This window comes from Achromobacter sp. (genome assembly GCF_032102605.1).
Classification (GTDB): Bacteria; Pseudomonadota; Gammaproteobacteria; order Burkholderiales; family Burkholderiaceae_B; genus Achromobacter.
Map to the genome: position 1 here is coordinate 451,533 of NZ_DAMDGT010000004.1, position 26,927 is coordinate 478,459.

A 26,927-nucleotide genomic window follows, 5' to 3' on the forward strand; every position below is an offset into this window, starting at 1 on the left:
CACGCGGCATTTACAAGTTTTGCAAAGTCGGGGGCTTTCGCAGGCCCTGAGCGCGCACGCGGCGTCTTTCATGGGCCTATACTGGTTTCCCGACTTTTCCAGGAGCGCGGCAATGAGTCTATTGGACACTTTGGCCTCGATGGCCGGCGGCGGTCAGCAAGGCGGATCTGCATCGCTGCTGCCGGCGCTGATCGAGCAACTGAACAAGTACCCGGGCGGCCTCACAGGCCTGATCGCCAGCTTCCAGAAGGGCGGCCTGAGCGAAATCGTGGCCTCGTGGATCGGCACCGGCCAGAACCTGCCCGTCAGCCCCAGCCAGCTGGGCTCGGTGCTGGACCCCGGCGTCGTGAACGATCTGGCCGCCAAGACGGGGCAGGACACCAACTCCGTGCTGGATTCCCTGTCGGCCCTTCTGCCGCAACTGGTCGACAAGGCCACGCCGCAAGGCGAGGTGCAGCCCGGCCAGCAGTTCAACCCGACCGATCTGCTGGCATCCCTGTCAGGCATGTTCGGCAACCGCGGATAAAGGCAGGGTTCTTTCCTGGCACATCCGCAGCTCAAGTCTCTTGCCCGCCGGCGCCTGCTCCAGGCGCTGGCCATCGGTTCGCTGGTCCCCCTGGCGGCGTGTTCGCCGCCGCTTTCGCTCAACGCGACATTCCTGCAGCTGTGGCGCAGCCATCTCGACCTGACTCCCGAAGATTGGCGGCTTCGGCTGCGGTCCTTCCGGCGGCTGGGTTGCCGCGAAATCTTCCTGCAGTGGGTCGGCCTGGAAGGCGGCCGTCCGGATGACTGGATGGTTCCCGATTCCCTGCTGCGCACGCTCTTCGACGAGGCGGCGCGGCAGGGCATAGGCATCCATGTGGGATTGCCGTACGACCAGCGCTGGTGGGACGTGCTGGCCCGCGCCGACACCACGGCACTGGCTACCTACCTGGACCAGACGCGCGAGCGGGGCGTGGCGTACATGCGGTCAGCGTCCTGGAACCAGCGCAAAGCGTTCCGCGGATGGTATCTGCCGTATGAGCTGGAGCAGTACAACTGGGCCTCCGCCGAGCGCCAGGCGTTGCTGGTGCCGTGGCTGGACGCGCTGTCGCAAGCCGCGCGCGACGCCAGCCGGGGCGTTCCCTGCATCTCCACCTATCACAGCCGCCTGCCGGGCGACGGATCGCTGATGAAGCTCTGGAGCCACATCCTGGACCACGTGCGCATCCATCCGATGATCCAGGACGGCGTGGGTGTGGCGGGGCTCGCCAATTTCCAGGCGCTGGCGCCGTTGCACGACATGCTGCTGGCGCGCCACGCATCGTTCGACCTGATTCTGGAACTATTCGAGGAGCTGCCCTCGGGGGCCAATGACGGCACCACTTTCAAGGCGCGCTCCGCGGAGTTCGATCGCGTCAGGCAGCAGTGGGAAGTCGCGCGGGGTTACGGGGCCAAGCGGATCGTGGCATTTGCGCTGGATCCGTGGGTCATCGACGACACGCCCGAAGCGCGCGCGCTGCTGCGCGACTGGATGGATGCGCGCCTCTGAGGGCCGCCATGCGCTGTCAGTTGAAGCTGCGGCCGATGATCTCGAGCATGACTTCGCTTGTGCCGCCGAAGATGCGCAGCGCCCGGGCGTCGGTCCAGGCGCGCCCAATGCCGTATTCCGCCATGTAGCCGTAGCCGCCGTAAAGCTGAAGCAGGTCATCAAGGATGCGGCCCTGCATCTCGGTGGCGTTGAGCTTGGCGATGGCGGCCGTGGTGGCGTCCAGCTCGCCTTCCATCATGCGCGCCAGGCAGTCGTCCAGGAAGACGCGCAGCATGGTGCTTTGGGCCCGCGCGCTGGCCAGCTTGAAGCGCGTGTTCTGGTAGTCGATCACGCGCCGGCCAAACACCTTGCGATCGCGCGTGTACTGCGCGGCTTCGTCCAGCATGCCTTCCTGCGAGGCGGCAGCGCGCAGCGCGATCGCCAGTCGTTCGCGCGCCAGTTCGCGCGTCATGATTTCGAAGGCGTTGTTCAGCGGCCCGAGCAGGCAATCGGCGGGCACGCGCGCATCGTCGAAGTACAGCTCGCAGGTGTCCTGGCTGTGCTGCCCGATCTTGTTCAGCGCCGGCCCTTTGGTGTAGCCGGGCAGGTTCTCTTCGACGCAGAACAGCGACAAACCGCGGGCGCCCAGGTCGGGTTCGGTGCTGGCCAGCACGATGGCCAGCCCCGCGTTGACGCCGTTGGTGATGAAGGTTTTCTGGCCATTGAGCACATAGTGGTCGCCGTCGCGCCGCGCCCGTGTCCGCACGGCCTTCAGGTCGCTGCCCGCGCCGGGCTCGGTCAGCGCGATGGCGCCGATCGTTTCGCCCCGCGTCATGGCCGGCAGCCAGCGGTCTTTCTGCGCATCGGTGCCGACGTTCCACAGGTACGGCGCCACCATGTCGGAATGGATAGAAAACCCGATGCCCAGGAAGTTCGCGCGGGCCAGCTCCTCGATCACCACGGCCGAATGGCCGAAATCTCCGCCCAGGCCGTAGGGATCCGGCAACGCGCAGTTGAGCAGGCCTTCTTCCCCGGCGCGCCGCCACAGCGTGCGAGGGGTCACGCCAGCCTCTTCCCATTCGGCATAACGCGGCGCGATCTCGTTGGCGATGAAGCGCTTGACCTGGTCGCGGAACAGTTCGTGGTCATCCCGGAATACGCGGCGCATGATGCTTCCTTACTTGCTGTAGGGGTCCGTGCCGCTGACCTGGCCGCGCAGCACGGGGGCCTGCGCGGTGCCGGTCAGGAACAGGCTGTAGTGGTCGCCCGGCTGCAGCGCGGGTAGCGGCAGGGCCGGCGATGCCTCCGCGCCGCAGCCGGCCGCCAGCGTGGCGCTGACGGGGTTGATGGCGCGGGCCGCCGAGCCGCCCGGTTCGATGTCCTTGAACAGCACGGGGCCCGACGGGCTTACGGACAGTCCGCCCGCTGGGCAGTCGGCCGCCAGGTTATAGAAGCGCAACTCCGCCTTCAATGCATCCTGCGCGCCGGCGCTGTCGTCGATCACGCTGAAGGACAGCCTGCCGCCGTCGCGCCGCGGCACCAGGGTGCTGAAGGTGTCGGGCGCAACCTGCAAGGTGCCCGCCAGCTTGCCGTCGATGCGCACGTCGAAGGGCTGGTTGCCCTTGACGATGGCGTAAGTGGTGGCCTGCCGGTCGAGGCCGATCTCTTGCGCCGGCCCCTGGCCGATCTGCGCCTGCAACGGGTTCACGTGCGGATTGACCACGCGCACGAAGGACGACCCCGCCGGGGGGCGCGCCGCATACAGCTGGGCGAGCACGCCTTCGGCGGCGGCGCTGGCGGCGCAGGCCGACAGGGCCACGGCAAGGATCAGGGAATGGAAAGGGCGAGTCATGCTTGCTGCTCCGGTTTCTTGCTGAGGCGCGCGTCCAGATACAGGCGTTCCAGCTGCTTGCGGTCCGCCTTGTCAGTGCTGGTCGTGGGAAAGCGGTGGCAGGCCACCAGTTCGGAAGGAATCATGTAGGGCGGCAGCCGCCTGCCCAGCGCTGGCTTCCAGTCGGCCAGCTCCGACGGCAGCGGCTGCAGCGCGGGCGCCGCTGACGCATCGCCGTCCAGGACCGGGCCAGCCGCAGCCGGCTCGACGAAGCCGATCAGCCGGACGATGGCCCCGTCCGCGCGGCGCAAGGCCACCGTCGCGCCCGCGCGCGCGCCGGGCAGGGCGGCAAGGGCGGCGTCGATCTCGGCCAGTTCGATGCGGTAGCCGTGCAGCTTGATCTGGTCATCGATGCGGCCGCGGAACGTGACCAGCCCTTGCGCGTCGATCTCGCCCAGATCGCCGCTGCGATAGCCGCGTTTGCCGTCACGCATGAACATGCGCGTCGCGTTCAGGTCCGGGCGGTTCAGGTAGCCCCGCATGACGTGGTCGCCCACGATGTTGATCTCGCCGTGCTCGATGAAGACATCAGCATAGGGCTTGGCGCGTCCGATGGGATAGGGATTCGGCGCCGCGGCGCGCAAGGCCGCGTCGATCTCCACCCAGGTGGTGGAGCAGGTGGCCTCCGTCGGCCCGTAGGAATTGATGATGCGCACCAGGGGGAAGCGCTGCCACAGTTCCTCCGCCATCGACGGCGTCAGGGATTCCGCGCCGAAGACGAAGACGCGCAGGTCGGGCAGATGGTGGTGGTCGAAGGCGGGGTTGAACAGTTGCTGGCGCACGAACGAGGGCGTGGAAGCCCATACGCTGATGCGCGTGGCGGCCAGGTACGAGACGAAGGCGTCGCGCTGCGCGATGGTCTCGCGCGGGCACAGTACGCAGGTTCCGCCCAGTTCCAGCGCGCCGACCCAGTTGAACAGCGAGAAATCGAAGCTGAACAGCATCTGGTCCATGAAGACCGGCGCGGGGCCCAATGCCAGGCAGTCGCGTATCCAGCCGGCAAACAGGGCCACGCTTTCGCGGCCGATCTGCACGCCCTTGGGGTCGCCTGTGCTGCCCGACGTGAACATGACGTAGGCCAGGTCTTTTTCGTCCAGGACAGCGGGATCGTCCGCGGCGCGCACAAAAGCCTGCGCCTGCGCGTCGTAGCGCAGGGCCGCCCGCACCAGTTCGCCGATGCGCGCAATGCGCTCGGGCGGGTTGATGACATCCGCCGGCACGAAGGGAACGCCCAGCCGCAGGCAGCCCAGCATGGCCACCAGGAATGCGGCCTCCTTGTGGCCCGAGATCACCAGCGGCACGCCCGCGCGGGCCCCGGCGGCTACCGCCGCCTCTTCCCATGTCATGGTCGCCGCGCGCAGGTCGCCCCATGTCAACGCGCCTTGCGCGTCCACCACGGCGATGGCGTCGGCGCCGGCCTGCGTGTCCGTGAAATCGCAGCTCTGGAAATCGAAGCGCATGGTCGCGGCCCTCCTGGCTTTTGCGCGCGCGTCAGACGCGGCCGCTCTGTGCGATGAAGGCGGCCAGCGTGTGCACGGATTCCAGGTGCACGTCGATCTCGGTCGGCGGGATCTTGCAGCCAAATTCGCGCTCCACGGCAAGCGCCACGTCGACGGCGGCCAGCGAGTCGACCAGGCCAGATTCGATCAGCAGGGTGTCGGGATCGACTTGCGTGAGGATGATGCCTTCGACGATTTGCGCGACTTTGGCTTCGATAGCGTTGATGTCCATAAGGGGCTCCGTGACCGCGTGCGGTCAGAATTGGAAGTAGAGGAACCGGGTTTCCTTGTGCAGGTTGACCAGGCAAAAAGCCAGCAGCGCCAGCATGACGGCCATCCAGGCCAGGTTGGGGCGCCAGCGCATGAAGGCCTGCGGGGCCTCATGCGGCTTGAAGAGCGCGGGCGAATAGCGGCCCAGAATCTGGTGCGCATTGGGCGTGAACCAGGCGATGGACAGCAGCACGACGGCATAGATCAGTTGCAGGTGATGGCCAACGATAACGCGCCAGGCGTCGCCCCAGGCCAGTCCCGCGACGTGCGCCGACAGGTCCAGCGATTCCGTGCCGCGCGCGCCGACCATGCCCTGCACCAGCAGCAGCGCGTCGCCCACGCCATGTGCGCGGAAAAAGGCCTGCGCCACCAGCACCGCAATGAAAGTCACCAGGACGCACAGCGCGCGCGTGGCGGGATGCGACTGCCGCGCCGCCGCAGGCTTGCGGCCCACGACAAAAATGCGCCAGGCGTGGTTCACCGACAGGTACATGGCGTGCAGCAGGCCGAACACGACGAACTGAAAGCCCGCGCCGTGCCATACCCCCGCCAGCGTCATCGTGAATAGCGTCGGCAGCGCGATGCTGCCGGCGAAGCCGCTCAGCGTTTTCAGGCCGGCCGAGCCGACGGGCAGGTTGCGGTCCGTGCGCCACTTGTTCACCGCCACCGCCACCGGGTAGTACAGGTAGGCGGTGATGTAGCGCGTCAGCGTCATGTGCCAGCGCGCCCAGAATTCGATGATGTTGCCGGCCTTGTAGGGCGAGTTGAAATTCAACGGGAAGCGGATGCCGAACATCTTGGCCAGGCCCAGCGCCATGTCCGAATAGCCGGAGAAATCGAAGTAGAGTTGCAGCGCATAGCAGAGGCTGGCGCCCCACGAGCCGAAGAACTGCAATTCACCCGGAGCCGCGAAGCCGGCGTCCGCATACGGGGCGATGCCGTCGGCCAGCAGCACCTTCTTGGCCAGCCCGATCACGAACAGCATCGCGCCCACCGACAGATTTTCAGCCTTGAACCGGTAATTCTCCGGCTGGGCGAACTGCGGCATCATTTCCTTGTGATGCAGGATGGGGCCCGCGATCAGGTGCGGAAAGAACGTGACGAACAGCACGTAGCTGAGCAGGCTGCGCTCCTTCACCACGCCGGCCTTGCAGTCCAGCAGGTAGCCGATCTGCGTGAACGTGAAGAACGAGATGCCCAGCGGCAGGATGATGTCGTCCATCGACGAACCCGTCATGCCCAGGTCGTTCAGGAAATTGAGCAGCGTTGCGAAATACTTGTAGTGGAACAGCAGCGCCAGGTCGGCGCCCACGCCCAGGCCGACGATCAGTCCCTGCAGCCGGGGGCGGTCCACATAGTGCAGCACCAACTGACTGACGATGTAGTTGAAGGCAATGGAGCCCGCCAGCAGCACGACGAACTGCGGATTCCACCAGCCATAGAAAACGATGGAAGTCAGGCACAGCCACAGCGCCGCAAGGCGCACGTTCAGCGGTCCCAGCGCGTAGTACACCGCCAGCGTGACGGGCAGGAAGATCAGCAGGAAAAGGTACGAGTTGAATAGCATCTTGGTTCGCTACGGGATGCGGGCCAACAGGGCCTGCTCGTCCGCCGTCAGCGGCAGGGACAGCGCGTTCTCGGAGAACTCCCAGATCACCAGCTTCAGGCTTGCAGGCCATTGCTTGCGCTGCTTCAGCGCCAGCAGCAGCGCGCCCGAAAACTGCCCGCCATCCAGGCTCATGTTCCAGACCTCGCGGCCCAGTCCCATGCCCAGGCGTTCCGCGAACTGGCTGCGGCGGCCGTTCGACGTGCCGGCCAGCAGCACCTCGACCGGCGCGGGCTCGTCCAGCAGGCCGCCGCTGCGCACCGGTTCGATCTTTGCTTCGGCAACCATCTCAAGTTCGGGACGCCAGCCGGGCCTGGCCTGCTCCAGGCCGGCCAGCACGATCAGGTCGCCCATGCGCGTCTGCGCCGGCCCGGGCGCATCCGTCTTGAAGGCCTGGGTGCCCGAACCGCCCAGCAATGGCAGCGCGGCCTGCGCCACACGGGCGGCGGCGGCCTGCGCGCCCTGCGCATTCATGTGGACGTCCGTGCGAAAGAAGCGGGGCGCGGGGGCGGCCAGCAGGGCGTCGCGCAGATCCACGAACGGCACGCCGTCCGCGTGCAGCGCCTGCTGCCAGTCGTCCAGCGTCTGGCGCATCGGCAGCGACACGGGCAGGCCGCAGAGCCGGTCTGATTCGATGCGCGATTTGTCGGGCACGGCGACGACCAGCACCTGGACCTGCTTTTCGCGCAGTTCCTGCACCCAGTGCCGCATCAGGCGCAACCGCTCGTTGAAGACATGCACGCCCGGAGGCGGCCGCAGCCCGTCGCGGTAGAACAGCCACTGCGGGCAGCCCATGGCGACCTGATCGCCCAGGTTGCCAAGCAGCCGGTAGCGCAGCGCGGCGTTCCAGGTGTCGATTTCAGCCTGGTGCGGCAGCGTCAGCGCCTTGTTCAGCACGGTGCCCGCCGACCCGTCCAGCCACGCCGGCGGCGACACCTCGGCCGCGCTGATGCGCGCCTGCGCGAGGCGCCAGCCACCCCAGCCCAGGCCAACGGCCAGCAGCACCGCGACCACGCAGGCGGTCATCCGGTGGCCGGCCGCGCCGGGGGTGTCCGTCGGCGTCACGGGCCTACTTCCCGATCGCGGCTTTCATGCGTCCGCGCCACGCGTCGGCGCTCATGATGGACGCGTTGTCCCACAGCCCCCGCGCCTCGGGTCCCTGCGCATAGGTCGGCTCGAACATCTGCCAGACCAGCACCTGCGGCTTGTTCTGCTTGAAGGCGGGCGATTCCAGATATTCCAGCAGCATGACCCAATGGCCCACGTTGCCCGGCTTCCAGTTGACGGACACCGGCCGGTCCAGCGCGTTCGACAGCTTCTGCGGAAAGCCGAAGTAGGGCTGCACCATGCTGTGGCCGGTGACGTGCACCGGCGCGGGCGTGTCGTCCAGCAGGCTTTGGTTGTCGGCCTGGCGCCGCACCGTGAAGGTCTCGCGCCCGGCCTGCTTGCGCTGGTCCGGCGTGAGGAACAGTTCGGCCAGGTCGCCGTAGCGGCGTTCGTTGACGACGCTGCCCAGCGGCATGCCGGTGCCGGGCTTGCCGGCCAGCGTCTTGACGTCCTGCTTGATGCGCGCCGCCAGTGCGTCGGCCGTGGCGTCGGCGGCTGCCTGCGTCCAATGCTGGTCGGTGCGGTAGAAGACCTCCTGCCCGCCGCTCTTCACGCGCTGCAGGACGGCCTCGTCGTCAATGGTGGCGATGCCGGCCTGCTTGAGCTTGTCCTGGATGGTCTGGTAGCGCTTCTTGACGTCGGCGCTCAGCGCTTTGCCGTCCGGCAGCTTGTCCTGATGGAAGAGCGTCTTGTCCGGCAGCACCAGCACTTCAAGCTGGATGCCCTTGGCCGCCAGCGCATCGCGCGTTTCGCGTACAAGCTGCGTGGACGCGTCGATGCCGCGCGTGTCGACCTGCGTCAGGCTGCCCCAACCAGGAAACAGCCAGTTGTCCTTGCCCAGGATCACGATGGACGATGCCTGCTGGGCGTGTGCGCCGGTGACGGCCGCGGCCAGGACGGCGGCCGACATGAAGCCGCGGACGGTGCGCTGCGTGGGGCGGAAGGCGGATGGCATGGAAGTGGCTCCTGTTGGTGCGGATCGGCGTGTCGTCAGTACGACAGGGTCAGGTTGATGAACAGGCCCTTGGCCCGGTCGGCCTGTCCGCCGCCGATGTTGAAACGGTATTGCGTCGTCAGGTCCAGATAGGACATGGGCGCGGTGTAGTGGTCTTCGCGGAACCAGTAGCGCAGGTTGAAGCCGGGGCCGGCGCCCATCGACCACGATGAGCCATTGCCCAGCAGCCGGTAGGAATCGGACCCATCGATGTCGAAGCCCGACACCGAGTTCTTGTTCCACAACCAGTCCCCGCCGACCACGGCATAGGGAAAGAACACCAATCGTTCGCTGATGGCGTCCACGCGATAGCTGCGGCCCACGCGCAGTTCCCCGGCGCCGAAGGCCTGGTCGCGCTTCAGCCGGCCAGACGATTTTTCGCCGTCCACGCCCGTCGAGTTGTCGCGCAGCCAGAACTTCGCGGGCATGTCCTGCCACGAGTATCCGGCCTGCAGATAGCCTTCCATCGTGAACCAGTCCGGCCGGTCGATGCGCAGCGTCGTGCCTTCGTACAGGCCATAAGTCACATAGGCCAGCCAGCCGCCGCTGCCGGCATCCGTCTGGTAATGCGCCGTCTGGTTGTCGCGGTTCAGCGCGCAACGCAGGGCGGCCGGGTCGGGGCTGAACGTGCCGCGGCGGGTGGCGCTGCCCAGGTTGAACTGGCGCTCCAGGCCGAACGTCAGTCCGACCTCGGTGGACGGCGTGAAGCGCATGCCCAGCGAGCCCACCGTCGTAGGGATGCCGGAGATGCCCTGGTTGGATGTTTCATTGACGTCGATGGATCCGCCGCAAGGGTCGGACACCGTCTGGCTGGTGGTCTTGCCGCCCTTGTCGTACAGGGTGTTCGACAGGCGCGCGTACACCTCGAACGTGCGGGTGGACGAGTTCAGGAAATCGGAGGGCCGCCAGAAGATTTCCGCGGTGCTGAACACGGCATCGCCGGGCACGGTGATGGCCGCGCCGCCCAGGCCCGACGACGCCGGCCGCGCGCCGCGATAGCCCGCGGAAAAATAACCGCCCCATTCGCGCGACAACCCGCCGATCGCGTTGCGTGTGTCGAAGCGCTGCTGCGGCGTCAGTTCGAGCTTGCCCGCATCGTTCTCGTCGATGGCCTCTTTCAGGCGCTCGACGGATCCCCGCTTGTCGCCCGTGGCGGCCAGGGCATAGCCCTCGTCCAGGATCACGGTGGGCGGCGCCTTGCCCGTGGCGCGGGCGGCCTGGAAGTCCTGCAGCGCCAGCTTGGGCTGGCGCATGCGCTGGTGCAGGTAGCCGCGCTGCATCAGCAGGGTGGGGTCGTCCGGCTGGGCGGCCAGCGCTTCGTCCATGCGCGTGTTGGCCTCTGCCAATTGCGCCGCGTTGCCCGCCGCAAGCGTGGTGGTAAGCAGCCGCTGGTATTCCTTGTTGGCGGGATCCTGCTCCACGGCCTTGCGGGACTGACTGATGGCTTCCTGATAGTCCTCGCGCGCGTAGGCGGCGTAGGCCAGTGCCGCCGGCCCGCCGCTGCCCGCGGCGTCGGAGGGCAGCAGCTCGCAGGACGTGCCGTAGGGCGTATCGCGGCAGTCCTGGACGGGGGCGGGATAGTTGGCCAGCGTCAGCGTGGCGGGAATGGCGGGCCGGGCGCCGGCGCGCTTGACCCGCTGTGCAGCCGCCTCGTCCTTGGCTCCCAGCGGCTCCACCAATGTCAGCGCGCGCGCGTTCTCGCCCGCCGCCAGCGCCGCGTCCGCGGCGATCAGGCGCACGTTGCGCCGCTGTTCATCGTCCAGCCAGTCCTGCTTGAGGGCCGCGTCGAAATCGGCATCGGCCAGGTCCGTCTTGCCCTGGCGCTGGCGCAGATAGCCGCGCATCAGCAGGGCAACGGTGTTCTCGTCGTCCTGCTTCATGGCGTCCGTGGCCGCTTCCTCGGCGGCCGCAAGCTGGTTGTCCAGCATGAGCGCGGTGATCAGCAACAGGCGGTGGCTGGGACTGTCGGGCGCCAACGCGACGGCCTGCCGCGCCAGCGGCACGGCGTCGCCGGGACGGTTGGCGATCAGCGCCTGGTAGCCCTCTTCGGCGGGCTTGACGGCCATCCGGCGCTTGAGCGTCTGCTGCCTCGCAGCCAAGTCGTTCTTGTTGGGCGCGCCCAGGGCCGCCGCCTTGCCGGCCGCGGCCTCCGCTTCGGCGTACTTGCCCTGCGCCTCCAGGGCATCCAGCCACAGCATGGCCCATGCGCCTTGTTTGGGATCGATGCGGAACGCGCGCTCCGCGCCGCGCTCGGCGGCGGGGTAGTCCGCGCGGTTGTAGTCGGCGTAGGCGCGCGTGGCTATCGGAAAGCCTCGCTGGTAGGCGCTGCTGGGGCCAGGCGCGGGCGCGCTTGCCCGGGGCTGCGCAGCGGCGGGACGCAAGTTGGCGCGCGCCTGGCGCAGGGCCGGCGTGTCCAGTCCGCTGGCGATGGAGTCTGCCGCCGCCTTGTCGGCCTCTTGCAGCTTGCCCTGCTTCTGCAGGGAATAGATCAGCAAAAGGCGCAGGCGTTCCACGTCCGGGCGCAACACAATGGCTGATTCCGCCTGCTGCTGCGCAAGCGCGTAATTGCCGGCGTCGTAGTTCTTGTAGCCCTCGTCGGCGAACTGCCACGCAGCGCCTTCCAGCGGCGCTTCGGCCTTGCTCGCGGGCTGCTGGGCGCCGGCCGGCATTGCGCTCCAGGCGCAGGCCAGGGCGGCGGACAGGACGAGCGATCGACGAAAGGACATCATGGAATGGCGGGTTTGTTTTCTGGCGCGGCGGGGGGATCGCCTTGTCCGGACTGTTGGAATTGGATGGCTTCGTGCAGCGTGCCTTCGTCCAGCCAGCCCTGTTCGGTCAGGATCTGGCCCAGCGGCTTTTTCTCGCGCGCCTGGATCTCCAGCGCCTGCTCCAGCGTGGTCTGGTCGATCGCCTGCCAGGACAGCAGCAGTTCGCCCAGGCGCTGGCGCTGCTGCGCCAACTGGTCCGTGGACGGGAAGTCATGCATGGTCTTGTCCCAGGCCAGGCGCTTGCCGGTGATCAGGTGGCCGATGAACAGCCGCCAGGCGCGCGCCGCCGCCATGGCGTTGATGAAGTTGCCCACGATCATCCGGGGAATCGACAGCAGCGCGTGTTCCCAGCCATACATCCGGCCGACGAAGTAAGCGCGCTGCACCACGCGCAGCAGCAGCGCCACCGCGTTGGCCCACATCAGCGTCACCAGCCAGCCGCCCGGCCGGAAGTACGACGGGTAGTACACCGTCCACCAGCCAAACAGATCGGCCAGGTAGAAGACGAAGAAATTGGCCAGCAGCACGTAGGCCAGGATCGCGATGAACGACGTGACCAGGCCCTTGCGGTCCCGAAACAGCAGGTACTTGGTGGCAAGCGATCCCGTCCATCCCACCTGCTGCCAGCCCTGCAGCCCGATGCCCAGCGTCCAGCGCGCCTTTTGCCGGTACGCAGTGCGGAAGGTATTTGGAAAGTATTCGCGCACGCCAAGCGGCATGCGCAGGTGCGCGACGTGCTCCTTGCCCATGCCGAACCAGGTGTGGCGGCGTGTCACGTATTCAACGGGAAACTTGCCGAAGATCTGCCGCATGCCACGCTGGGCCAGCCGCGCGCCGATGTCGTAGTCCTCGGTGAGCGTGTCCGTGTTGAACGGCTGGTTGTTCGTCTCGGCCGCCAGTTCCACCAGCGCGTGCCGCGAAAAGCAGGTGCCCACGCCCGCGGACGGCACCATCTTGGACAGGCTTTCGCGCACCACCAGGTCCTTGGTGTGCCATTCGGCGAACTCGTCCATGTAGGTGCCGGCGACCAGCTCATACCAGTGCCGTTCCAGCGACGTCACCGGAAGCTGGATGAAATCGATGCGCGGCAGCAGGTAGTTGTAGTACTTCAACTCCAGCGGGTGCAGCACGTCTTCCGAGTCGTGCAGGATCACGCCGGCAAAGGGCACGGGCTGCTTGGCGTCCTGCGCGAAGATCGCCTGCACGATCCAGTTCAGGCAGTCCGCCTTGCAGGTGGGGCCGTCGTGCGGCACCTCCACGCGGATCAACTGCCTGTAGCGCCGCCGCATCCGTTCCACTTCCTTGATCGTGCGCTCGTCGTTCTGGTAGGTGCCGGCGAAGATCATGTAGTTCTTGTATTCCAGCGTCGACACCATGGTCTCGAGCATCGACGCGATCACGTCGTATTCCAGCCAGGCCGGCACCATGATGGCCAGCGGCTGCTCTTCCTTCGCGCGCAGCTGCTCGGCCGTCAGCGGCGCATAGCGACGCTTGATGGTCAGCGACCGCCGCAGCTCGCGCAGCCAGAACCAGCCGTCGATGAACAGATCATCCAGGCTGGACAGCAGGATGATCACGCCCACGACGGCGGTCACGACCTCCAGGCCGCGGTAGTAGTCCGCGATGAGGTAGGGCCAGTAGAGCGAGGACATGGCGCCGGCGCCTCCGGGTTACTTGGGATCCTTGTTTTTCCTGCGGCTGACGCGAAGGGCGAGGATCAGGATCAGCAGCAGCACGAGCAGGCTGATGCTGATGGCCGGCACGCTCCACGAGATATAGCGGCGCCATTCGAAGAACGCGCTTTCGCCTGCGCCGGGCGGGTGGCTGGCGTCCGGGTTGGCGCTGTCTATCCAGGCCAGCGGACCCGCCGCGCCGATGATTGCGATGTTTCCGCGATTGAGCACAAAGGGCTTGTCCGTCATGCCCGGCTGCTGGCCCAGCGTGTGCCAAAGCACACCTTCCTGGCCGCCGGCGTTCACCACTTCGGCCGTGCTCAACCGGGCCAGACCTGAAATGTCCAGCCAGGTCGCGTCCTTGCCGGCCACCTGCAGTTGCTTGCGGTCGGTAACCTTGACCGCGGGCTTGGCGCCTTCAACCGGCAGTTCCATTGCCAGGAAGGCGCGCGCGGGCTTGACTGCCTGGCCGGCCGGCGAGACCGTCAGTTCAGCGCGCGTGGCCGATACGCCGCTGGCTGCGGCGATGCTGATCAATCGCTTGATGTTGTCGGGTGCGTCGGCCAGGTAGCTGTCTGGAATCAGCACCTGCGGGCTTGCGGCCATCAACGGCAGCAAGCCCACGAAGGTGCCGTCCGGCAGCGCCTTGCCCGGCTTCACGTAGCTGGTCGGCAGGACGTTGACGGGATAGCCCTGCGGGATTTCGTTGCAGTCCACGGACACGGGCTGCCGCTGGAACGTGACGCGCACGGCGTTGGTCACGCCCAGCGCGTAAGCCGGCACGCGGGCCGTCAACCGTTCGGGCCGTCCGTTCGCATCCAGTTGCTTGGCGCCCAGCAGGATTCCGTTCCAGAAAACAGAAGCGACAGGACGTGTCGACGAGGCGCCGGGCGCGGCGGAGACATCCATGACCAGCTCGTCCGGCACGCGGCCGTCGGCGGACACGGCCGCCAGCGGGAAGGACGTATTCCAGTCGCCGCGCGCCACCACGTCGAAGCTGGTCGCGGATCCGCCCAGGCTCGACAGGCGCACGCTGCCGTCCTGGAAAGACTGCGGCGGGGCGGCCGTCTGCACCTGCACCTGGCGGCTGACCAGGATGCGGCGCCAGGCCGTGTCGAAGACGCCGGCGGCTTGCGCGCCCGCGTCGGCCGCCACCGCGATCACCGCCTGGCGGCCCAGCGGCAGCAGACGGATCTCCTTGGCCGGCAGCCCGGCGGCGGCCAGCGGCATGCGCTGCTGTCGCCAGCCCTTGAAGGCGTCCGCGGCATCCGCATCCGCCGCAAGCTGCGCCTGCAGCGCGTCCAGCGCTTCGTTGTATTTTGCGGTCAGCGCGGCATCGGCGATGACCACGTCGCCGGCAACGGCAGGCGCGCCCATGACAAGCAGGGCGCCGATCTCGGCCGGATTGGCCACCTTGTGCGTTTCCTTGCCGGCAAGCGCGGCGAACGCCGGCACCTGCGCCAGCCCCGTGGGAGCCTGCAGGCCGCGTGTGTCCACCTCGTCGCCCACGGCCGGGAAAGCGCGAACGCTGACGCGCTTTCCGCTGCGCTCCAGCGCCACGCCCAGGCGCCATGCGCTGTCGAATGCCTGCTGGTCCAGCTTGCGGCTGGCAACCATCAAAACGGGTTTGCCGGGCAGCGAGCCCCAGGCGTCGTCCAGGCTGTCGATCGCGGACGCGTCATAACGGTAATTGAGCCTGGTCTGCGGCGAGATCGTCAGCGCATTGCCGGTGGCGCGGTTGCTTTCGCAATGGCGCAGCGCGATGTCGGATTGCCAGTCGACGCCTACGCGCAGAAAGCCCGACTCGCGCGCGCGAGGTTCGACGCCCAAGCCCCGACTGGCCGAACCCTCGCCGTCGGCGATCCGCTGCGCGGATTGCGGCACGCCGTCCAGCCACAGCACCATGCTGGTCCGCCCCGGTTCGCCCTTGGTGTAGCGGGCGTCGAAATCCAGCCTTGCGTCCGTTATCGGCACCCCGCGAGGCACCGGCAGGTAGAACTCCTGGCGCGCATCGCTGTTGCTCAGGACAACCGGTTCGCTGACGCCCAGGTCCTCCAGCGTGATGCTGCGCGCCACCTGATCGTCGGCCTGCAGCCGGCGCAAGGCGTCGCCAGCAGGACTGGCCAGCGCGCCCAGCGGCGCCAGCAGTCCTGCGGCCACGAGAGCGCGGCACAACTTGCGGACATCGGTTGCGTGTGAGGAGAGTGGCATGAAAGCTCCAGGCAAAAAGGGCATTGCAGCGGGGTCAGACGGGGTAGGGGGTGGACGCGTGGGGATCGAATTCCGACACGGCGCGGCCGCAGAGCGCATCGACGATGCGCTGGCTGGCCCGGCCGTCGCCATACGGGTTGATTCGTCGGGAGAACGCGCCATGCAGCGCGGCGTCGTCCAGCAGCCGGTTGACCTCGGCCACGATGCGCCGGGTGTCGGTGCCCACCAGCGCCACCGTGCCCGCACGCACAGCTTCTGGCCGTTCAGTGACATCGCGCATCACCAGCACCGGTTTGCCCAGATAGGGCGCCTCTTCCTGCACGCCCCCCGAATCGGTAAGGATCAGATGGGAGCGCTGCATGAACCAGACGAAATCCAGGTAGTCCAGGGGATCGATCAGGTGCACATTCGCCAGCCCGGACAGTTCGCTCATCACCACGCCGCGCACCTGCGGATTCAGGTGGACGGGGTAGACGATCTGCAGGTCCGGACGCCGCGCCAGTTCCGCCAGCGCCGCGCAGATGTTCCGAAAGCCGTCGCCGAAGCTCTCGCGCCGGTGGCCGGTCACAAGCAGCAGGCGGCGCCCGGGGTCCAGCCAGCCGTAGCGGGCTTGCAGCGTGCGGTCCAGCGGGCCGCCGGCTGTCAGTTTGGCGCACGTCATGGCCAGGGCGTCGATCACCGTATTGCCGGTGACCGTGATGCTGCCGGCCAGGTGCTCGCGCTGCAGATTCGCACGCGATTCCGCCGTCGGGGCGAACAACAGGTCGCCCACGGCGTCGACCACGCGGCGGTTCATTTCCTCGGGAAAGGGCATCGCCAGATTGCCGGTGCGCAAGCCCGCTTCGACATGGCCGATGCGCACGCGCCGATGAAACGACGCCAGCGCGCACGCCGAAGCCGTGCTGGTGTCGCCATGCACCAGCACGCAATCCGGCTTCTCCTTTTCCAGCACGCCGTCCACCCGGCTGATCAGGCGGGCATACAAGCCATTGAGCGTCTGGTTAGGCACCATGATGTCCAGATCGTGATGCGCCTTGAGTTCAAACAGCGCCAGCACCTGGTCCAGCATTTCCCGGTGCTGGCCGGTTACGCAAACCACGCTTTCGACCAGAGGCTCGTTTTGCAGCGCGGTGACCAGGGGCGCCATCTTGATGGCCTCGGGACGGGTACCGAAAATTGACAGGACCTTCATAGCGCAAACAGACCCCCCGGCAGTCAGTGGCAATTTCTTGCGTTTATTTTGTCTTGAAAGCATTCGTAATATGTGTCGGATTATGTCCAGCCATTCCCATAGGCTGGCAGGACGCGGGCGGAGGGTGACGACGCCCGGGCCCCATGGCTGCGGGCCTTTTCGGGCAAAAATGTGGGGCGGATCAAAGGGGCCGTTACAGGCCCTCATGGCTGCCTGAAACAGCCTATTTCAGTTGGATCGTTGTAGGCGCGATTGGCGGGTGGTTCTGCAAGGCTGGGGAGGGCGGCGGCCGGGGGGCCCGAGCTCGGCGAAACGTCCTGTTCCACCATTGGATTCGGCGCAGGCGTTATGCGAGTAAGGTACGGGGTTAAGGCCTGGATCACCTGGCACGTCGGCCCGTGCCGCCAGCAGGAACCTGAACACCATGAAGACCCTTTACACAGCGCTGCGGTTGGTCCTCGTGTCAGCGGCAGTCGCGTCGATCGCCGCCTGCGCGGACCAACCTTCCCGTCAATCCGACAACGTGGACTACCGCAGCCGTCCCCTGGATACGCCAGCGGGCTCGAGCAGCAACGCCAATCCTTCAGGAGAGCGCCTGACCATCCAGTCGGGCGAGGGCGAGCGCTTGAATCTCCCCTGGTTCATCGAAGGCGCGCAGGACTGGGTCAACAGGCAATGAACCCTTGTTCTTGAATCTGCCGCCCGGCGGCGCACGGACGAAAAAAATCCTCAAGGATTTGCATCCTTGAGGATTTTTGATTTCAGCTGACATCGCTGAACAGAATCTTGGTGGAGCCGGGGGGAATTGAACCCCCGTCCGCAAGCCCTCTGCAACCAGTTCTACATGCGTAGTCGATTTATTTGGTTTTAACTTTGGACTTAGCCAACCGACAGGCCGGACCAAAGCGATTCACGTAATTTAAATCTGAGCCGTGTGACCCCAGCGCAGACCGATTCCTTGTGAATGTCGCTGCTGCGGTTCGAGGGTTACCCCCCTAGGAAGTTGCCTTCCTCCGCCTGACCCAAGGACAGATCAGTGCAGCGGCTCACCGCTTAAGCGGCGAGAGCGAAACGCTCGTCGTTGGCGTTTGTAGTGTTCCAGTGGTTTAACGAGCGTACTGGTGCTCGGCATGCCCTGAGTTGTTTCGCGACCCACGTCGAATCCGGATCGGCCCCAAGAACTTCTATTGTACTGGCAAACGCAATAGCCTGCCATGGTGTAGCCCCGCGATCGGCCTGGCCGTGGCGCGGGGGACACAGCGCGTTCAAGTGGCGTTCGCGCAGGCGGCCTTGGACTGCCGGCCGGGGCGTGAAGCTGCCATCATCAGCCCGGCCAGTCCCACCGAAACACCAACGATGATGGCGGCCGCCCAGCCCAGGGAGGCGAGGCCGTAGCTGTCGATCACATGGCCGCCCACCACGGCCCCCAGCCCGATGCCGATATTGGCGCCGGAGATGTTCAGCGACGCGGCAAAGGCGGGCGCTTCGGGCGCCGACTTCATCAGCCGCACGTGGCAAACGATGAACAGCGCGGCCTGGGCGATCCCCCAGATCCCAAGCGCCACGGCCAGCAAGCCATGCGACTGCATGACCGGGGCAATGAACGCCAGGCCTGCGGCCATCAACGCGGAAAAGAGGGCGGTGGCGCCCAGCGGGCTGCGATCGACCATGCGGCCGCCCAGGGTATTTCCGATCAGCCCCACGGCTCCGAACGCCATCATGCTCCAGCCGACGACCTTGCCGTCGAACCCGCCCAGACGCTCAAGCATGTCCGCCAGGTAGGTGTAGGCCGTGAACATGCCCGTGAACACCAGCAGCGACAACAGCACGTGGCCGACCACCATGGGGTTGCGCAGGATCTGCAACTGCGTGACGAGCCGCACGCTGTCGGCACGGATGCGCGTGCTCGGAAAGGTAATGAACAGCAGAAGGGCCTTGGCGAACGCCACCGCCGACAGGACCCAGAAGGCGGCGCGCCACCCGAAGGCGTCGGAGATCAGCACGCCGATGGGAATGCCGAACACCGTGGCAGCCACGATGCCGAAGGCCACGGTGGAAATCGCGCGTCCCGCACGAGCGGGGCCGACCAATTCGACCGCGGTGGCGCTGGCCAACGACCAGAACACCGGCAGCGCAAGGGCGGGAACGAAGCGGGCGATTGCCATCACCCAGATGTTCGGCGCCACGGCCGCCAGCGCGTTGGACAGGCCAAACAGCAGCAGCACGCCGATGAACAGGCGCCTGCGCTCCATATTCGCCATCAGGGCGGTGAGCAGGGGGCCGGTGGCAGCGACCGTAAATGCGAACAGGGTCACCAGCAGGCCGGCCTGTGACACGGTCACGTCCAGGTCGCGGGCCAGGCCGGGCAGCAGCCCCACGATCAGGAATTCAGTGGTGAGGATGGTGAAACCAGCGGCGGAAAGAAGCAGGATGGGCAAAAGCATAGGCATTCCTTGGGCGAGCCGCCGGGTGGCGACGCGCGGGCAGGGGCGGGTGGAACAAAAAGGTCAGGAGTGCGCCGCGGCAAGTGAGCGGGCACGATGCGAGAGGGCGTAGGCCGTCAGCGCGAAGATCAGTGGCTGCGGATGGCAGGAGCCGCAGCGCCGGCTTCAGCCGGCAAACAGGCAATCGGGAATGCCCCGGATGCCATGCACGCTTCACACTGTAGGGGACATGAGCGTCCGGATAAACCCTGGTTATCCGGATAGATTGTTCGGTCAGCTTCACTAATGAAGCCGAACAGTCTTGAGAAGTACGCGGACCGTCAGTCGGCGGTCCGCGCCAGCGGCTTCAGCGCAGGTCGGTGGGCAGCAGCGGCTGGATGGCGGACCACAGTTCGGCAGGGCTGTTGGCGCAGGTTTCGGCCTGCCAGGCGATCACGTCGTCGTCTTCGCCGACGTAGCCGTAGGCCGCCGCGACGGCCGGCATGCCCGCGGCATGCGCCGCCTGGATGTCACGCAAATCGTCGCCGACATAGACGCAGCGGTCGGTGGCGAAGCCCGCTTCCCGGGCGGCATGCTGCAGCGGCAGCGGATGCGGCTTGGCATGGGCCGTGGTGTCCCCGCAGACCAGCACGGCGCTATCGCGCGTCAGGTCCAGGAACTCGACGATGGGCAAGGTCAGGTACGTGACCTTGTTGGTGACGATGCCCCAGGACAGCCCGCGGCCGCGAATGTCCGCAAGCAGGTCTTCGATGCCCGGAAACAGCTTGCTGTGAACGGTGGAGCCAGCTGCGTAGTCTTCCAGGAACTGCAGGCGCGTCGGTTCGTAGTCCGGGTCCCCGGGCTGCAGGCCCAGCGCCACGCGCAACAGGCCGCGCGCGCCTTGCGAAGCCACCGGGCGCAGCGCCTCGTACGCCATCGGCTCCAGGCCGCGGCGGGTACGCTGACGGTTTGCGGCGGCGGCAAGGTCGGGGGCGGTGTCGGCCAGCGTGCCGTCGAAATCGAACAGGATTAGAGCGCTCATTTGCGGGTAGCCATCAGATAGTTGACCGACGTGTCGGACGACAACGAGTAGATTTGGGTGATCGGGTTGTATTCCATGCCGCGCATGCTGATCGGCTCCAGCGCCGCGCCGCGCGCCGCTGCGGTCAGTTCGCTGGGCTTGATGAACTGGTCGTAGGTATGGGTGCCACGGGGCAGCAGGCGCAGCACGTATTCGGCGCCGATGATCGCGAACAGGAAAGACTTGGGGTTGCGGTTCAGGGTGGAAAAGAACACCCAGCCGCCCGGCTTGACCAACGTCGAGCAGGCCCGCACGATAGATGCCGGATCCGGCACGTGCTCCAGCATCTCCATGCACGTCACCACGTCGTACTGGCCGGGCTGTTCGGCCGCCAGCTCCTCGACGGGCACCTTGCGGTACTCCACCTTCACGCCCGATTCCAGGCCATGCAGGCGTGCGATCTTCAGGGATTTGTCGGCCAGGTCGATGCCCGTTACCTCGGCGCCAGTGCGGGCCATGGCTTCCGACAGGATGCCGCCGCCGCAGCCCACGTCCAGCACTTTCCTGCCGGCAAGGCTGCCCGCGCATTCCTGGATCCATTCCAGCCGCAGCGGATTGATCGCGTGCAGGGGCTTGAACTCGCTTTCGGGATCCCACCAACGGCTGGCCAGGGCGCTGAACTTGTCGATTTCAGCCTGGTCGGCGTTGACGGATGCTTGCGCGGTGTCGTTGGTTTGCGTGTTCATGGGCGGTCCGGCGTAAGGCAACTCTATATATAGAGGGGTCCAGCGCGCTAGGCGAGGAAGGCGGGCTCGGCATTGCACCAGAAGAGTGCATTGCGGGCGAAAAAAAGGGCCTCGCTATGCGAGGCCCCCTTATTGTAGCTAGTCCGGCAATTACTTGCGGCTACCCACGATTTCGATCTCAACGCGACGGTTCTGGGCGCGGCCTTCCTTCGTCTTGTTGGAAGCGATCGGCTGCAGCTCACCCTTGCCTTCCGTATAGATACGGTTGGGGTCGATACCCAGGCTGACCAGGTAGGCCTTGACCGAAGCGGCGCGGCGCTCGGACAGCTTCTGGTTGTACTCTTCGGTACCGATGGAGTCGGTGTGGCCGACAGCAATGATGGTTTCCAGATCGATGGTGCGCGATTGCTGAGCAACTTGCTGCAGCAGTTGGCGACCTTCGGGCTTCAGGACCGACTTGTCGAAGTCGAAGAACGTGTCAGCATTGAACACGACCTTTGCCGCCATCGGGGCCGGCTTCGCCTTCTGTTGGGCAACCGGGACGCCGTCGCAACCGGGGATACCGGTGGCCGGGGTCCAGAAGGCATCGCGCCAGCACAGTTCGTTCGTACCGTTCTTCCAAACGTTACCGAACGGGTTGCGCCAGTTGTCCACGGTTTGCGCGGAAGCTACACCAGAGGCCGTGACGGCGGCGAAGGCGAGCGCCAGAGCGAATTTGGAGGGTTTGTTCATGTTTCTCCTCGTTGAGCTTGAAGCTGGATAAGTGACTCGCAGCGAACCCCCGCCGCATATCAGGAAAACGGGGCCAGTATAGCAACGCCAAGAGCTGGTTCAAAGGAATAGCTACTGGGTTTCCTGCGTGCTGGAAACAATCTTAAGGCATTTGGGGGTCTTTGGCTTCCCTGGACAGGCGCATTAATGCTGGATATGACGTTTTCGGCACTCCTGCCGTTTCCCATGTTGGTTTTTGACAACAGGCCCGCAGGGCGCGGATGGGCTGGCTTGGGCGGCATCCGGGGCTGACCGGATACCGACCGCTTGCGGCGCGTTCCAGCAGTCCGTCAGGCCGGTCCTTCAATCGAATGATAGAATTTCCTGTTTACCCGGCCCGGGTTCCTCCTTACACGATTCTGTCGTTATATATATGGATTCCTTTGCCAAGGAGACGCTTCCGGTATCGCTGGAAGAAGAGATGCGCCGCAGTTACCTCGATTACGCGATGAGCGTGATCGTCGGGCGGGCGCTACCGGATGTGCGGGACGGCCTGAAGCCCGTCCACCGGCGCGTGCTCTACGCGATGCACGAACTGAACAACGACTGGAACCGCGCCTATAAGAAGTCCGCGCGTATCGTCGGGGACGTCATCGGTAAGTACCATCCCCACGGCGACCAGTCCGTCTACGACACCATCGTCCGCATGGCGCAGGATTTTTCCATGCGCTACATGCTGGTCGACGGCCAGGGCAACTTCGGTTCGATCGACGGCGATAACGCCGCGGCGATGCGCTACACCGAAATCCGCCTCGCGAAGATCGCCCATGAACTTCTGGCCGACATCGACCAGGAAACCGTGGACTTCGGCCCCAACTACGACGGCAGCGAACAGGAACCGCTGCTGCTGCCGTCGCGCCTGCCCAACCTGCTGGTCAACGGCAGTTCCGGCATCGCGGTGGGCATGGCCACCAACATCCCGCCCCACAACCTCCAGGAAGTGGTCGACGGCTGCCTGTACTGCCTGCGCAATCCGGCGTGCACGGTCGATGAGCTGATCGAACTCATCCCGGCGCCTGATTTCCCCACGGGCGGCATCATCTACGGCATGTCCGGCGTGCGCGAAGGCTATCGCACGGGTCGCGGCCGCGTCATCATGCGCGCCAAGACGCACTTCGAAGACATGGAGAAGGGCAATCGCCAGGCCATCGTCATCGACGCGATTCCCTACCAGGTCAACAAGAAGACGCTGCAGGAACGCATTGCCGAACTGGTCAACGACAAGAAGATCGAAGGCATCTCGGATATCCGGGACGAGTCCGACAAGGACGGCATGCGCCTGGTCATCGAGCTCAAGCGCGGCGAGGTGCCCGAGGTTGTCCTGAACAACCTCTACAAGAACACGCAGCTTCAGGACACCTTCGGGATGAACCTGGTGGCGCTGGTCGACGGCCAGCCGCGCCTGCTCAACCTGAAGCAGATGATCGACTACTTCCTGCAGCATCGCCGGGAAGTCGTCACGCGCCGCACGGTGTTCCAGCTGCGCAAGGCCCGCGAACGCGGCCACGTGCTGGAAGGTCTGGCGGTGGCGCTGGCCAACATCGACGATTTCATCGCGATCATCAAGGCGGCGCCCACGCCTCCGGTGGCCCGCCAGGAACTGATGGCAAAGTCCTGGGATTCGTCGCTGGTGCGCGAAATGCTGTCGCGCGCCGACGGCGACACGCCTGGCGGCCGCGCGGCCTTCCGTCCGGACGACCTGAGCGCCGAATTCGGCCTGCAGGGCGATGGCCTGTACCGCCTGAGCGACACCCAGGCCCAGGAAATCCTGAACATGCGCCTGCAGCGCCTGACCGGGCTGGAGCAGGACAAGATCGTCGGCGAATACAAGGACATCATGTCCACCATCGCCGACCTGCTCGACATCCTGGCTCGCCCCGAGCGCATCACTGCCATCATTGGCGAAGAACTGCAGGCCATCAAGGCCGAATTCTCGACCGGCGCCAAGGATACGCGTCGCTCCGAGATCGAGCTCAACGCCACTGAACTCGACACCGAAGACCTGATCACGCCCACCGACATGGTCGTGACCCTGTCGCACGGCGGCTACATCAAGAGCCAGCCGCTGTCCGAGTACCGCTCGCAGAAGCGCGGCGGCCGGGGCAAGCAGGCCACCGCCATGAAGGAAAACGACTGGATCGACCAGCTCTTCATCGCCAATACGCACGACTACCTGCTGTGCTTCTCGAATCGCGGCCGCGTCTACTGGCTGAAGGTCTGGGAAGTGCCGCAGGGCACGCGCAATTCCCGCGGCAAGCCGATCGTGAACATGTTCCCGCTGGCTGACGGCGAGAAGATCACGGTGGTGCTGCCGGTCAAGGAATTCAGCGAAGATCACTACGTCTTCATGGCGACGTCGCGCGGCACGGTCAAGAAGACCCCGCTGTCCGACTTCTCCAACCCGCGCAAGGCCGGCATCATCGCGGTCGACCTCGACGACGGCGACTACCTGATTGGCGCAGACCTCACCGACGGCCAGCACGACGTCATGCTGTTCTCGGACGCCGGCAAGGCCGTGCGCTTCGACGAGAACGACGTGCGTCCGATGGGCCGCAATGCTCGCGGCGTGCGCGGCATGATGCTCGAAGACACGCAGACGGTCATCGCGCTGCTGGTTGCCGGCGACGAAACGCAGACCGTGCTGACTGCCACCGAAAACGGTTATGGCAAGCGCACGCCGATCGCCGAGTACACGCGCCATGGCCGCGGCACGAAGGGCATGATCGCCATCCAGACCACCTCGCGCAACGGCAAGGTGGTCGGTGCGGTGCTGGTCACGCCTACTGACGAAATCATGCTGATCACCACTGGCGGCGTCCTGGTGCGCACCCGTGTCGCGGAAATCCGCGAAATGGGCCGCGCGACGCAGGGCGTCACGCTCATCAACGTCGACGACGGCAGCACGCTGTCCGGCGTGCGCCGCGTCGTGGAAAGCGATGCGGACGATGACGGCGAACTGGACGAAGACGACCAGCAAGCCAGCGGCGACGACAGCAGCGACGCAGCGGATTCGACCGAACCTACGGAGCAATAATGGCCCGCCCCTGGAACTTCTCGGCAGGCCCCTCGGCCTTGCCCGAGGTTGTGCTGCAGCAAGCCGCTGCGGAAATGCTGGACTGGCACGGCAGCGGCATGTCCGTGATGGAAATGAGCCATCGCGGCAAGCACTTCGTGCAGATCTGCGACGAAGCAGAAGCCGATCTGCGCGAACTGCTGGGCCTGCCGGCTGACTACGCCGTCATGTTCATGCAGGGCGGCGGTTCCGGGGAAAACGCCATCGTTCCCATGAATCTCATGGGACGCCGCGGCGCGCCGGCTGCGGATTTCGTCGTGACGGGCCATTGGTCCAAGCGCTCGTACAAGGAAGCCGGCCGCTACGGCAGCACCCACGTGGCCGCCAGCAGCGAACAGGCCGCCGTGATCGACGGACGCGAACAGGCGCCGCTGACTTGGGTCCCGCCGGTCGAGACCTGGCAGGTGCGCAAGGAATCGGCTTACCTGCACCTGTGCAGCAACGAAACCATTGGCGGCGTCGAGTTCCTGGATTGGCCCGACACGGCCGACCTTGGCGCGCCCGACGTGCCCCTGGTGGTCGATGCGTCCTCGCATTTCCTGTCGCGTCCGATGGACGTGACGCGCTGCGGCATGATCTATGCCGGCGCGCAAAAGAATGCGGGTCCCGCCGGCGTCACCATGGTCATCGCCCGCCGCGACCTCATCGGTCAGGCCCTGCCGATCTGCCCGTCCGCCTTCGACTACGCCAACGTCGCCGCCGAGCACTCCCGCTACAACACGCCGCCCACGTTCGCGATCTACGTCGCCGGGCTCGTGTTCAAGTGGGTGAAGGCCCATGGCGGCGTGGCCGGCATGGAAGCGGCCAACAAGGCCAAGGCCGACATGCTGTACGGCTACCTGGACAGCAGCGGCTTCTATCGCAATCCCATCCACGCGCCCGTGCGTTCGCGCATGAACGTGCCGTTCGTCTTGCACGACGAATCGCTCAACGACGCCTTCCTGCAGGGCGCGGAGGCGGCCGGCCTGACGCAGCTGAAGGGCCACAAGAGCGTGGGCGGCATGCGTGCGTCCATTTACAACGCCGTGCCCCTGGAAGGGGTGGCGGCGCTGGTCGAGTACCTGAAGGAATTCGAGCGCCGCCATGGATGAAGAGCTGCAGCGCAAGCTGCTCCCCCTGCGCAAGCGCATCGATGACCTTGATGCGCAAATCCTTGATCTCCTGTCGCAGCGCGCCCGCGCCGCGCTGGAAGTGGGCGAGGCCAAGCACGCCGCGCAGGCCGACGGTCCGGTCCTGCGCCCCGAGCGCGAAGCCGAAGTGATCCGCCGCCTGCAGCAGATCAATCCGGGCCCGTTCCCCAATGCGGGCGTCGCCTCGGTCTGGACCGAGATCATCTCCGCCTGCCGCGGTCTCGAGCGCGGCATGACCGTCGCGTTCCTGGGGCCGCAGGGGTCGTTCTCGGAACAGGCCGCACTGGAACATTTCGGCCGCGCGGTGCAGAAGCTGCCTTGCGCCTCGTTCGATGAAGTCTTCCGCGCCGTCGAGGCCGGTCAGGCCGACGTGGGCATGGTGCCGGTGGAAAACTCCACCGAAGGCGCGGTCAACCGCAGCCTGGACCTGCTGCTCAATACGCCGGTAAAGATCCTGGGCGAACGCTCGCTGGTGATCCGCCACTGCCTGATGTCGCAGTCGGGCAGCATGGATGGCATCAAGACCATCTCCGCGCATCCGCAGGCGCTGGCGCAGTGCCAGGGCTGGCTGACGCGCAACTATCCCGATATCGAGCGCGTGGCTGCGTCCAGCAATTCCGAAGCGGCGCGCGCCGCCGCGGCGGATCCCAGCATCGCGGCGATCGCCGGCGATGTCGCCGCGCCCGCCTGGAGCCTGCAGATCATCGCCGCCGGCATCCAGGACGATCCGCACAACCGCACCCGCTTCCTGGCCATCGGCAACATCGAGCCCCTGGTCAGCGGCAAGGACAAGACCAGCCTGATCCTGGCCGTGCCCAACCGTGCGGGCGCCGTCTATGAAATGCTGGCGCCTCTGGCCGCCAACGGGGTGTCGATGACGCGTTTCGAATCGCGTCCGGCGCGCACCGGCCAGTGGGAATATTATTTCTACGTCGATGTCCTGGGTCACCGCAACGATCCGAACGTCGAACGCGCCCTGGCCGCCCTGCAGGCGCAGGTTGCCTACCTGAAAGTGCTGGGTTCGTACCCGGCGCAGTGACAT

21 protein-coding genes and 1 other RNA gene are annotated in these 26,927 nt (G+C 66.1%); 6 read left to right on the plus strand and 16 right to left on the minus strand.

Going from position 1 to position 26,927, the window contains the following annotated elements; genetic code table 11:
- Window positions 1-112: 112 nt before the first annotated feature.
- The gene (locus RT614_RS12500) at window positions 113-526 is read left to right on the plus strand and encodes a YidB family protein (protein WP_313622411.1); all 414 of its coding nucleotides are present in this window, start codon (window positions 113-115) and stop codon (window positions 524-526) included.
- Between the two features lie 132 nt (window positions 527-658).
- Complete coding sequence (locus tag RT614_RS12505; RefSeq protein WP_409558460.1) at window positions 659-1,531, plus strand: DUF4434 domain-containing protein; 873 nt, start codon at window positions 659-661, stop codon at window positions 1,529-1,531.
- Between the two features lie 16 nt (window positions 1,532-1,547).
- On the opposite strand, the gene RT614_RS12510 is transcribed toward RT614_RS12505, so the two are convergent.
- Genes RT614_RS12510 through wecB form a run of 11 tightly spaced genes read right to left on the minus strand, consistent with a single transcriptional unit; the run spans window position 1,548 to window position 16,721 of the window.
- The gene (locus RT614_RS12510) at window positions 1,548-2,678 is read right to left on the minus strand and encodes an acyl-CoA dehydrogenase family protein (protein WP_313622412.1); all 1,131 of its coding nucleotides are present in this window, start codon (window positions 2,676-2,678) and stop codon (window positions 1,548-1,550) included.
- A 9-nt stretch (window positions 2,679-2,687) separates the two neighbouring features.
- Window positions 2,688-3,362: an alginate O-acetyltransferase AlgF gene (locus RT614_RS12515; RefSeq protein WP_313622413.1), complete on the minus strand. Its 675-nt coding sequence runs from the start codon at window positions 3,360-3,362 to the stop codon at window positions 2,688-2,690.
- Entirely contained in the window at window positions 3,359-4,861 is a 1,503-nt protein-coding gene (locus RT614_RS12520) for an AMP-binding protein (RefSeq protein WP_313622414.1), read from the minus strand. Before RT614_RS12520 ends, RT614_RS12515 begins: the two co-directional genes overlap by 4 nt.
- Before the next feature lie 31 nt (window positions 4,862-4,892).
- Window positions 4,893-5,132, minus strand: coding sequence for an acyl carrier protein (locus tag RT614_RS12525; RefSeq protein WP_313622415.1), 240 nt, complete (start codon window positions 5,130-5,132; stop codon window positions 4,893-4,895).
- Between the two features lie 24 nt (window positions 5,133-5,156).
- Window positions 5,157-6,737 carry an MBOAT family O-acyltransferase gene (locus RT614_RS12530; RefSeq protein ID WP_313622416.1) on the minus strand — a complete coding sequence of 527 codons (1,581 nt, stop codon included), beginning with the start codon at window positions 6,735-6,737 and terminating at the stop codon, window positions 5,157-5,159.
- Window positions 6,738-6,746: 9 nt separating this feature from the next.
- Window positions 6,747-7,802 (minus strand): alginate O-acetyltransferase AlgX-related protein, encoded by a 1,056-nt coding sequence (locus RT614_RS12535; RefSeq protein ID WP_313622483.1) that lies wholly within the window; start codon window positions 7,800-7,802, stop codon window positions 6,747-6,749.
- Window positions 7,803-7,845: 43 nt separating this feature from the next.
- A complete protein-coding gene (locus RT614_RS12540) occupies window positions 7,846-8,838 on the minus strand; it encodes an alginate O-acetyltransferase AlgX-related protein (protein ID WP_409558453.1) in 993 nt (330 codons plus the stop codon).
- Window positions 8,839-8,873: 35 nt separating this feature from the next.
- Window positions 8,874-11,606, minus strand: coding sequence for an NfrA family protein (locus RT614_RS12545; RefSeq protein WP_313622417.1), 2,733 nt, complete (start codon window positions 11,604-11,606; stop codon window positions 8,874-8,876).
- The gene (locus tag RT614_RS12550) at window positions 11,603-13,297 is read right to left on the minus strand and encodes a glycosyl transferase family protein (protein ID WP_313622418.1); all 1,695 of its coding nucleotides are present in this window, start codon (window positions 13,295-13,297) and stop codon (window positions 11,603-11,605) included. Before RT614_RS12550 ends, RT614_RS12545 begins: the two co-directional genes overlap by 4 nt.
- Before the next feature lie 18 nt (window positions 13,298-13,315).
- Window positions 13,316-15,529, minus strand: a complete 2,214-nt coding sequence (locus tag RT614_RS12555) for a cellulose biosynthesis cyclic di-GMP-binding regulatory protein BcsB (RefSeq protein WP_313622419.1) — start codon at window positions 15,527-15,529, stop codon at window positions 13,316-13,318.
- 34 nt (window positions 15,530-15,563) lie between these two features.
- The gene (wecB, locus tag RT614_RS12560) at window positions 15,564-16,721 is read right to left on the minus strand and encodes a non-hydrolyzing UDP-N-acetylglucosamine 2-epimerase (protein WP_313622420.1); all 1,158 of its coding nucleotides are present in this window, start codon (window positions 16,719-16,721) and stop codon (window positions 15,564-15,566) included.
- 424 nt (window positions 16,722-17,145) lie between these two features.
- Between wecB and RT614_RS12565 the strand changes: the two genes are divergently transcribed.
- Window positions 17,146-17,400 (plus strand): hypothetical protein, encoded by a 255-nt coding sequence (locus tag RT614_RS12565; protein ID WP_313622421.1) that lies wholly within the window; start codon window positions 17,146-17,148, stop codon window positions 17,398-17,400.
- Between the two features lie 108 nt (window positions 17,401-17,508).
- On the opposite strand, the gene ssrA is transcribed toward RT614_RS12565, so the two are convergent.
- The 5 genes from ssrA to ompA all read right to left on the minus strand — a co-directional run bounded on the left by ssrA (window position 17,509) and on the right by ompA (window position 21,643).
- Window positions 17,509-17,897, minus strand: a transfer-messenger RNA (tmRNA) gene (gene ssrA / locus RT614_RS12570).
- Window positions 17,898-17,986: 89 nt separating this feature from the next.
- Window positions 17,987-19,165: an MFS transporter gene (locus tag RT614_RS12575; protein WP_313622422.1), complete on the minus strand. Its 1,179-nt coding sequence runs from the start codon at window positions 19,163-19,165 to the stop codon at window positions 17,987-17,989.
- Between the two features lie 346 nt (window positions 19,166-19,511).
- Window positions 19,512-20,186, minus strand: a complete 675-nt coding sequence (locus RT614_RS12580) for an HAD-IA family hydrolase (RefSeq protein WP_313622423.1) — start codon at window positions 20,184-20,186, stop codon at window positions 19,512-19,514.
- Window positions 20,183-20,911, minus strand: coding sequence for a bifunctional 2-polyprenyl-6-hydroxyphenol methylase/3-demethylubiquinol 3-O-methyltransferase UbiG (gene ubiG / locus RT614_RS12585; protein WP_313622424.1), 729 nt, complete (start codon window positions 20,909-20,911; stop codon window positions 20,183-20,185). The genes RT614_RS12580 and ubiG overlap by 4 nt, the downstream gene beginning before the upstream one ends.
- Window positions 20,912-21,061: 150 nt before the next feature.
- The gene (gene ompA, locus RT614_RS12590; protein ID WP_313622425.1) at window positions 21,062-21,643 is read right to left on the minus strand and encodes an outer membrane protein OmpA; all 582 of its coding nucleotides are present in this window, start codon (window positions 21,641-21,643) and stop codon (window positions 21,062-21,064) included.
- A 412-nt stretch (window positions 21,644-22,055) separates the two neighbouring features.
- Here ompA and gyrA point away from each other — a divergent pair, with 412 nt between their 5' ends.
- From gyrA to pheA, 3 genes are read left to right on the plus strand one after another with little or no spacing between them, the layout of a single operon-like run.
- Window positions 22,056-24,716: a DNA gyrase subunit A gene (gyrA, locus tag RT614_RS12595; protein WP_313622426.1), complete on the plus strand. Its 2,661-nt coding sequence runs from the start codon at window positions 22,056-22,058 to the stop codon at window positions 24,714-24,716.
- Window positions 24,716-25,846, plus strand: coding sequence for a 3-phosphoserine/phosphohydroxythreonine transaminase (serC, locus tag RT614_RS12600; protein WP_313622427.1), 1,131 nt, complete (start codon window positions 24,716-24,718; stop codon window positions 25,844-25,846). The genes gyrA and serC overlap by 1 nt, the downstream gene beginning before the upstream one ends.
- The gene (pheA, locus tag RT614_RS12605) at window positions 25,839-26,924 is read left to right on the plus strand and encodes a prephenate dehydratase (protein ID WP_313622428.1); all 1,086 of its coding nucleotides are present in this window, start codon (window positions 25,839-25,841) and stop codon (window positions 26,922-26,924) included. The genes serC and pheA overlap by 8 nt, the downstream gene beginning before the upstream one ends.
- Window positions 26,925-26,927 lie beyond the last annotated feature (3 nt).

Bases quoted from the DNA above. Each gene is read 5' to 3' on its own strand.
- RT614_RS12500 (WP_313622411.1), top strand. From the start codon at position 113: ATGAGTCTATTGGACACTTTGGCCTCGATGGCCGGCGGCGGTCAGCAA.
- RT614_RS12510 (WP_313622412.1), bottom strand. From the start codon at position 2,678: ATGCGCCGCGTATTCCGGGATGACCACGAACTGTTCCGCGACCAGGTC.
- RT614_RS12515 (WP_313622413.1), bottom strand. From the start codon at position 3,362: ATGACTCGCCCTTTCCATTCCCTGATCCTTGCCGTGGCCCTGTCGGCC.
- RT614_RS12520 (WP_313622414.1), bottom strand. From the start codon at position 4,861: ATGCGCTTCGATTTCCAGAGCTGCGATTTCACGGACACGCAGGCCGGC.
- RT614_RS12525 (WP_313622415.1), bottom strand. From the start codon at position 5,132: ATGGACATCAACGCTATCGAAGCCAAAGTCGCGCAAATCGTCGAAGGC.
- RT614_RS12530 (WP_313622416.1), bottom strand. From the start codon at position 6,737: ATGCTATTCAACTCGTACCTTTTCCTGCTGATCTTCCTGCCCGTCACG.
- RT614_RS12535 (WP_313622483.1), bottom strand. From the start codon at position 7,802: ATGACCGCCTGCGTGGTCGCGGTGCTGCTGGCCGTTGGCCTGGGCTGG.
- RT614_RS12540 (WP_409558453.1), bottom strand. From the start codon at position 8,838: ATGCCATCCGCCTTCCGCCCCACGCAGCGCACCGTCCGCGGCTTCATG.
- RT614_RS12545 (WP_313622417.1), bottom strand. From the start codon at position 11,606: ATGATGTCCTTTCGTCGATCGCTCGTCCTGTCCGCCGCCCTGGCCTGC.
- RT614_RS12550 (WP_313622418.1), bottom strand. From the start codon at position 13,297: ATGTCCTCGCTCTACTGGCCCTACCTCATCGCGGACTACTACCGCGGC.
- RT614_RS12555 (WP_313622419.1), bottom strand. From the start codon at position 15,529: ATGCCACTCTCCTCACACGCAACCGATGTCCGCAAGTTGTGCCGCGCT.
- wecB (WP_313622420.1), bottom strand. From the start codon at position 16,721: ATGAAGGTCCTGTCAATTTTCGGTACCCGTCCCGAGGCCATCAAGATG.
- RT614_RS12565 (WP_313622421.1), top strand. From the start codon at position 17,146: ATGAAGACCCTTTACACAGCGCTGCGGTTGGTCCTCGTGTCAGCGGCA.
- RT614_RS12575 (WP_313622422.1), bottom strand. From the start codon at position 19,165: ATGCTTTTGCCCATCCTGCTTCTTTCCGCCGCTGGTTTCACCATCCTC.
- RT614_RS12580 (WP_313622423.1), bottom strand. From the start codon at position 20,186: ATGAGCGCTCTAATCCTGTTCGATTTCGACGGCACGCTGGCCGACACC.
- ubiG (WP_313622424.1), bottom strand. From the start codon at position 20,911: ATGAACACGCAAACCAACGACACCGCGCAAGCATCCGTCAACGCCGAC.
- ompA (WP_313622425.1), bottom strand. From the start codon at position 21,643: ATGAACAAACCCTCCAAATTCGCTCTGGCGCTCGCCTTCGCCGCCGTC.
- gyrA (WP_313622426.1), top strand. From the start codon at position 22,056: ATGGATTCCTTTGCCAAGGAGACGCTTCCGGTATCGCTGGAAGAAGAG.
- serC (WP_313622427.1), top strand. From the start codon at position 24,716: ATGGCCCGCCCCTGGAACTTCTCGGCAGGCCCCTCGGCCTTGCCCGAG.
- pheA (WP_313622428.1), top strand. From the start codon at position 25,839: ATGGATGAAGAGCTGCAGCGCAAGCTGCTCCCCCTGCGCAAGCGCATC.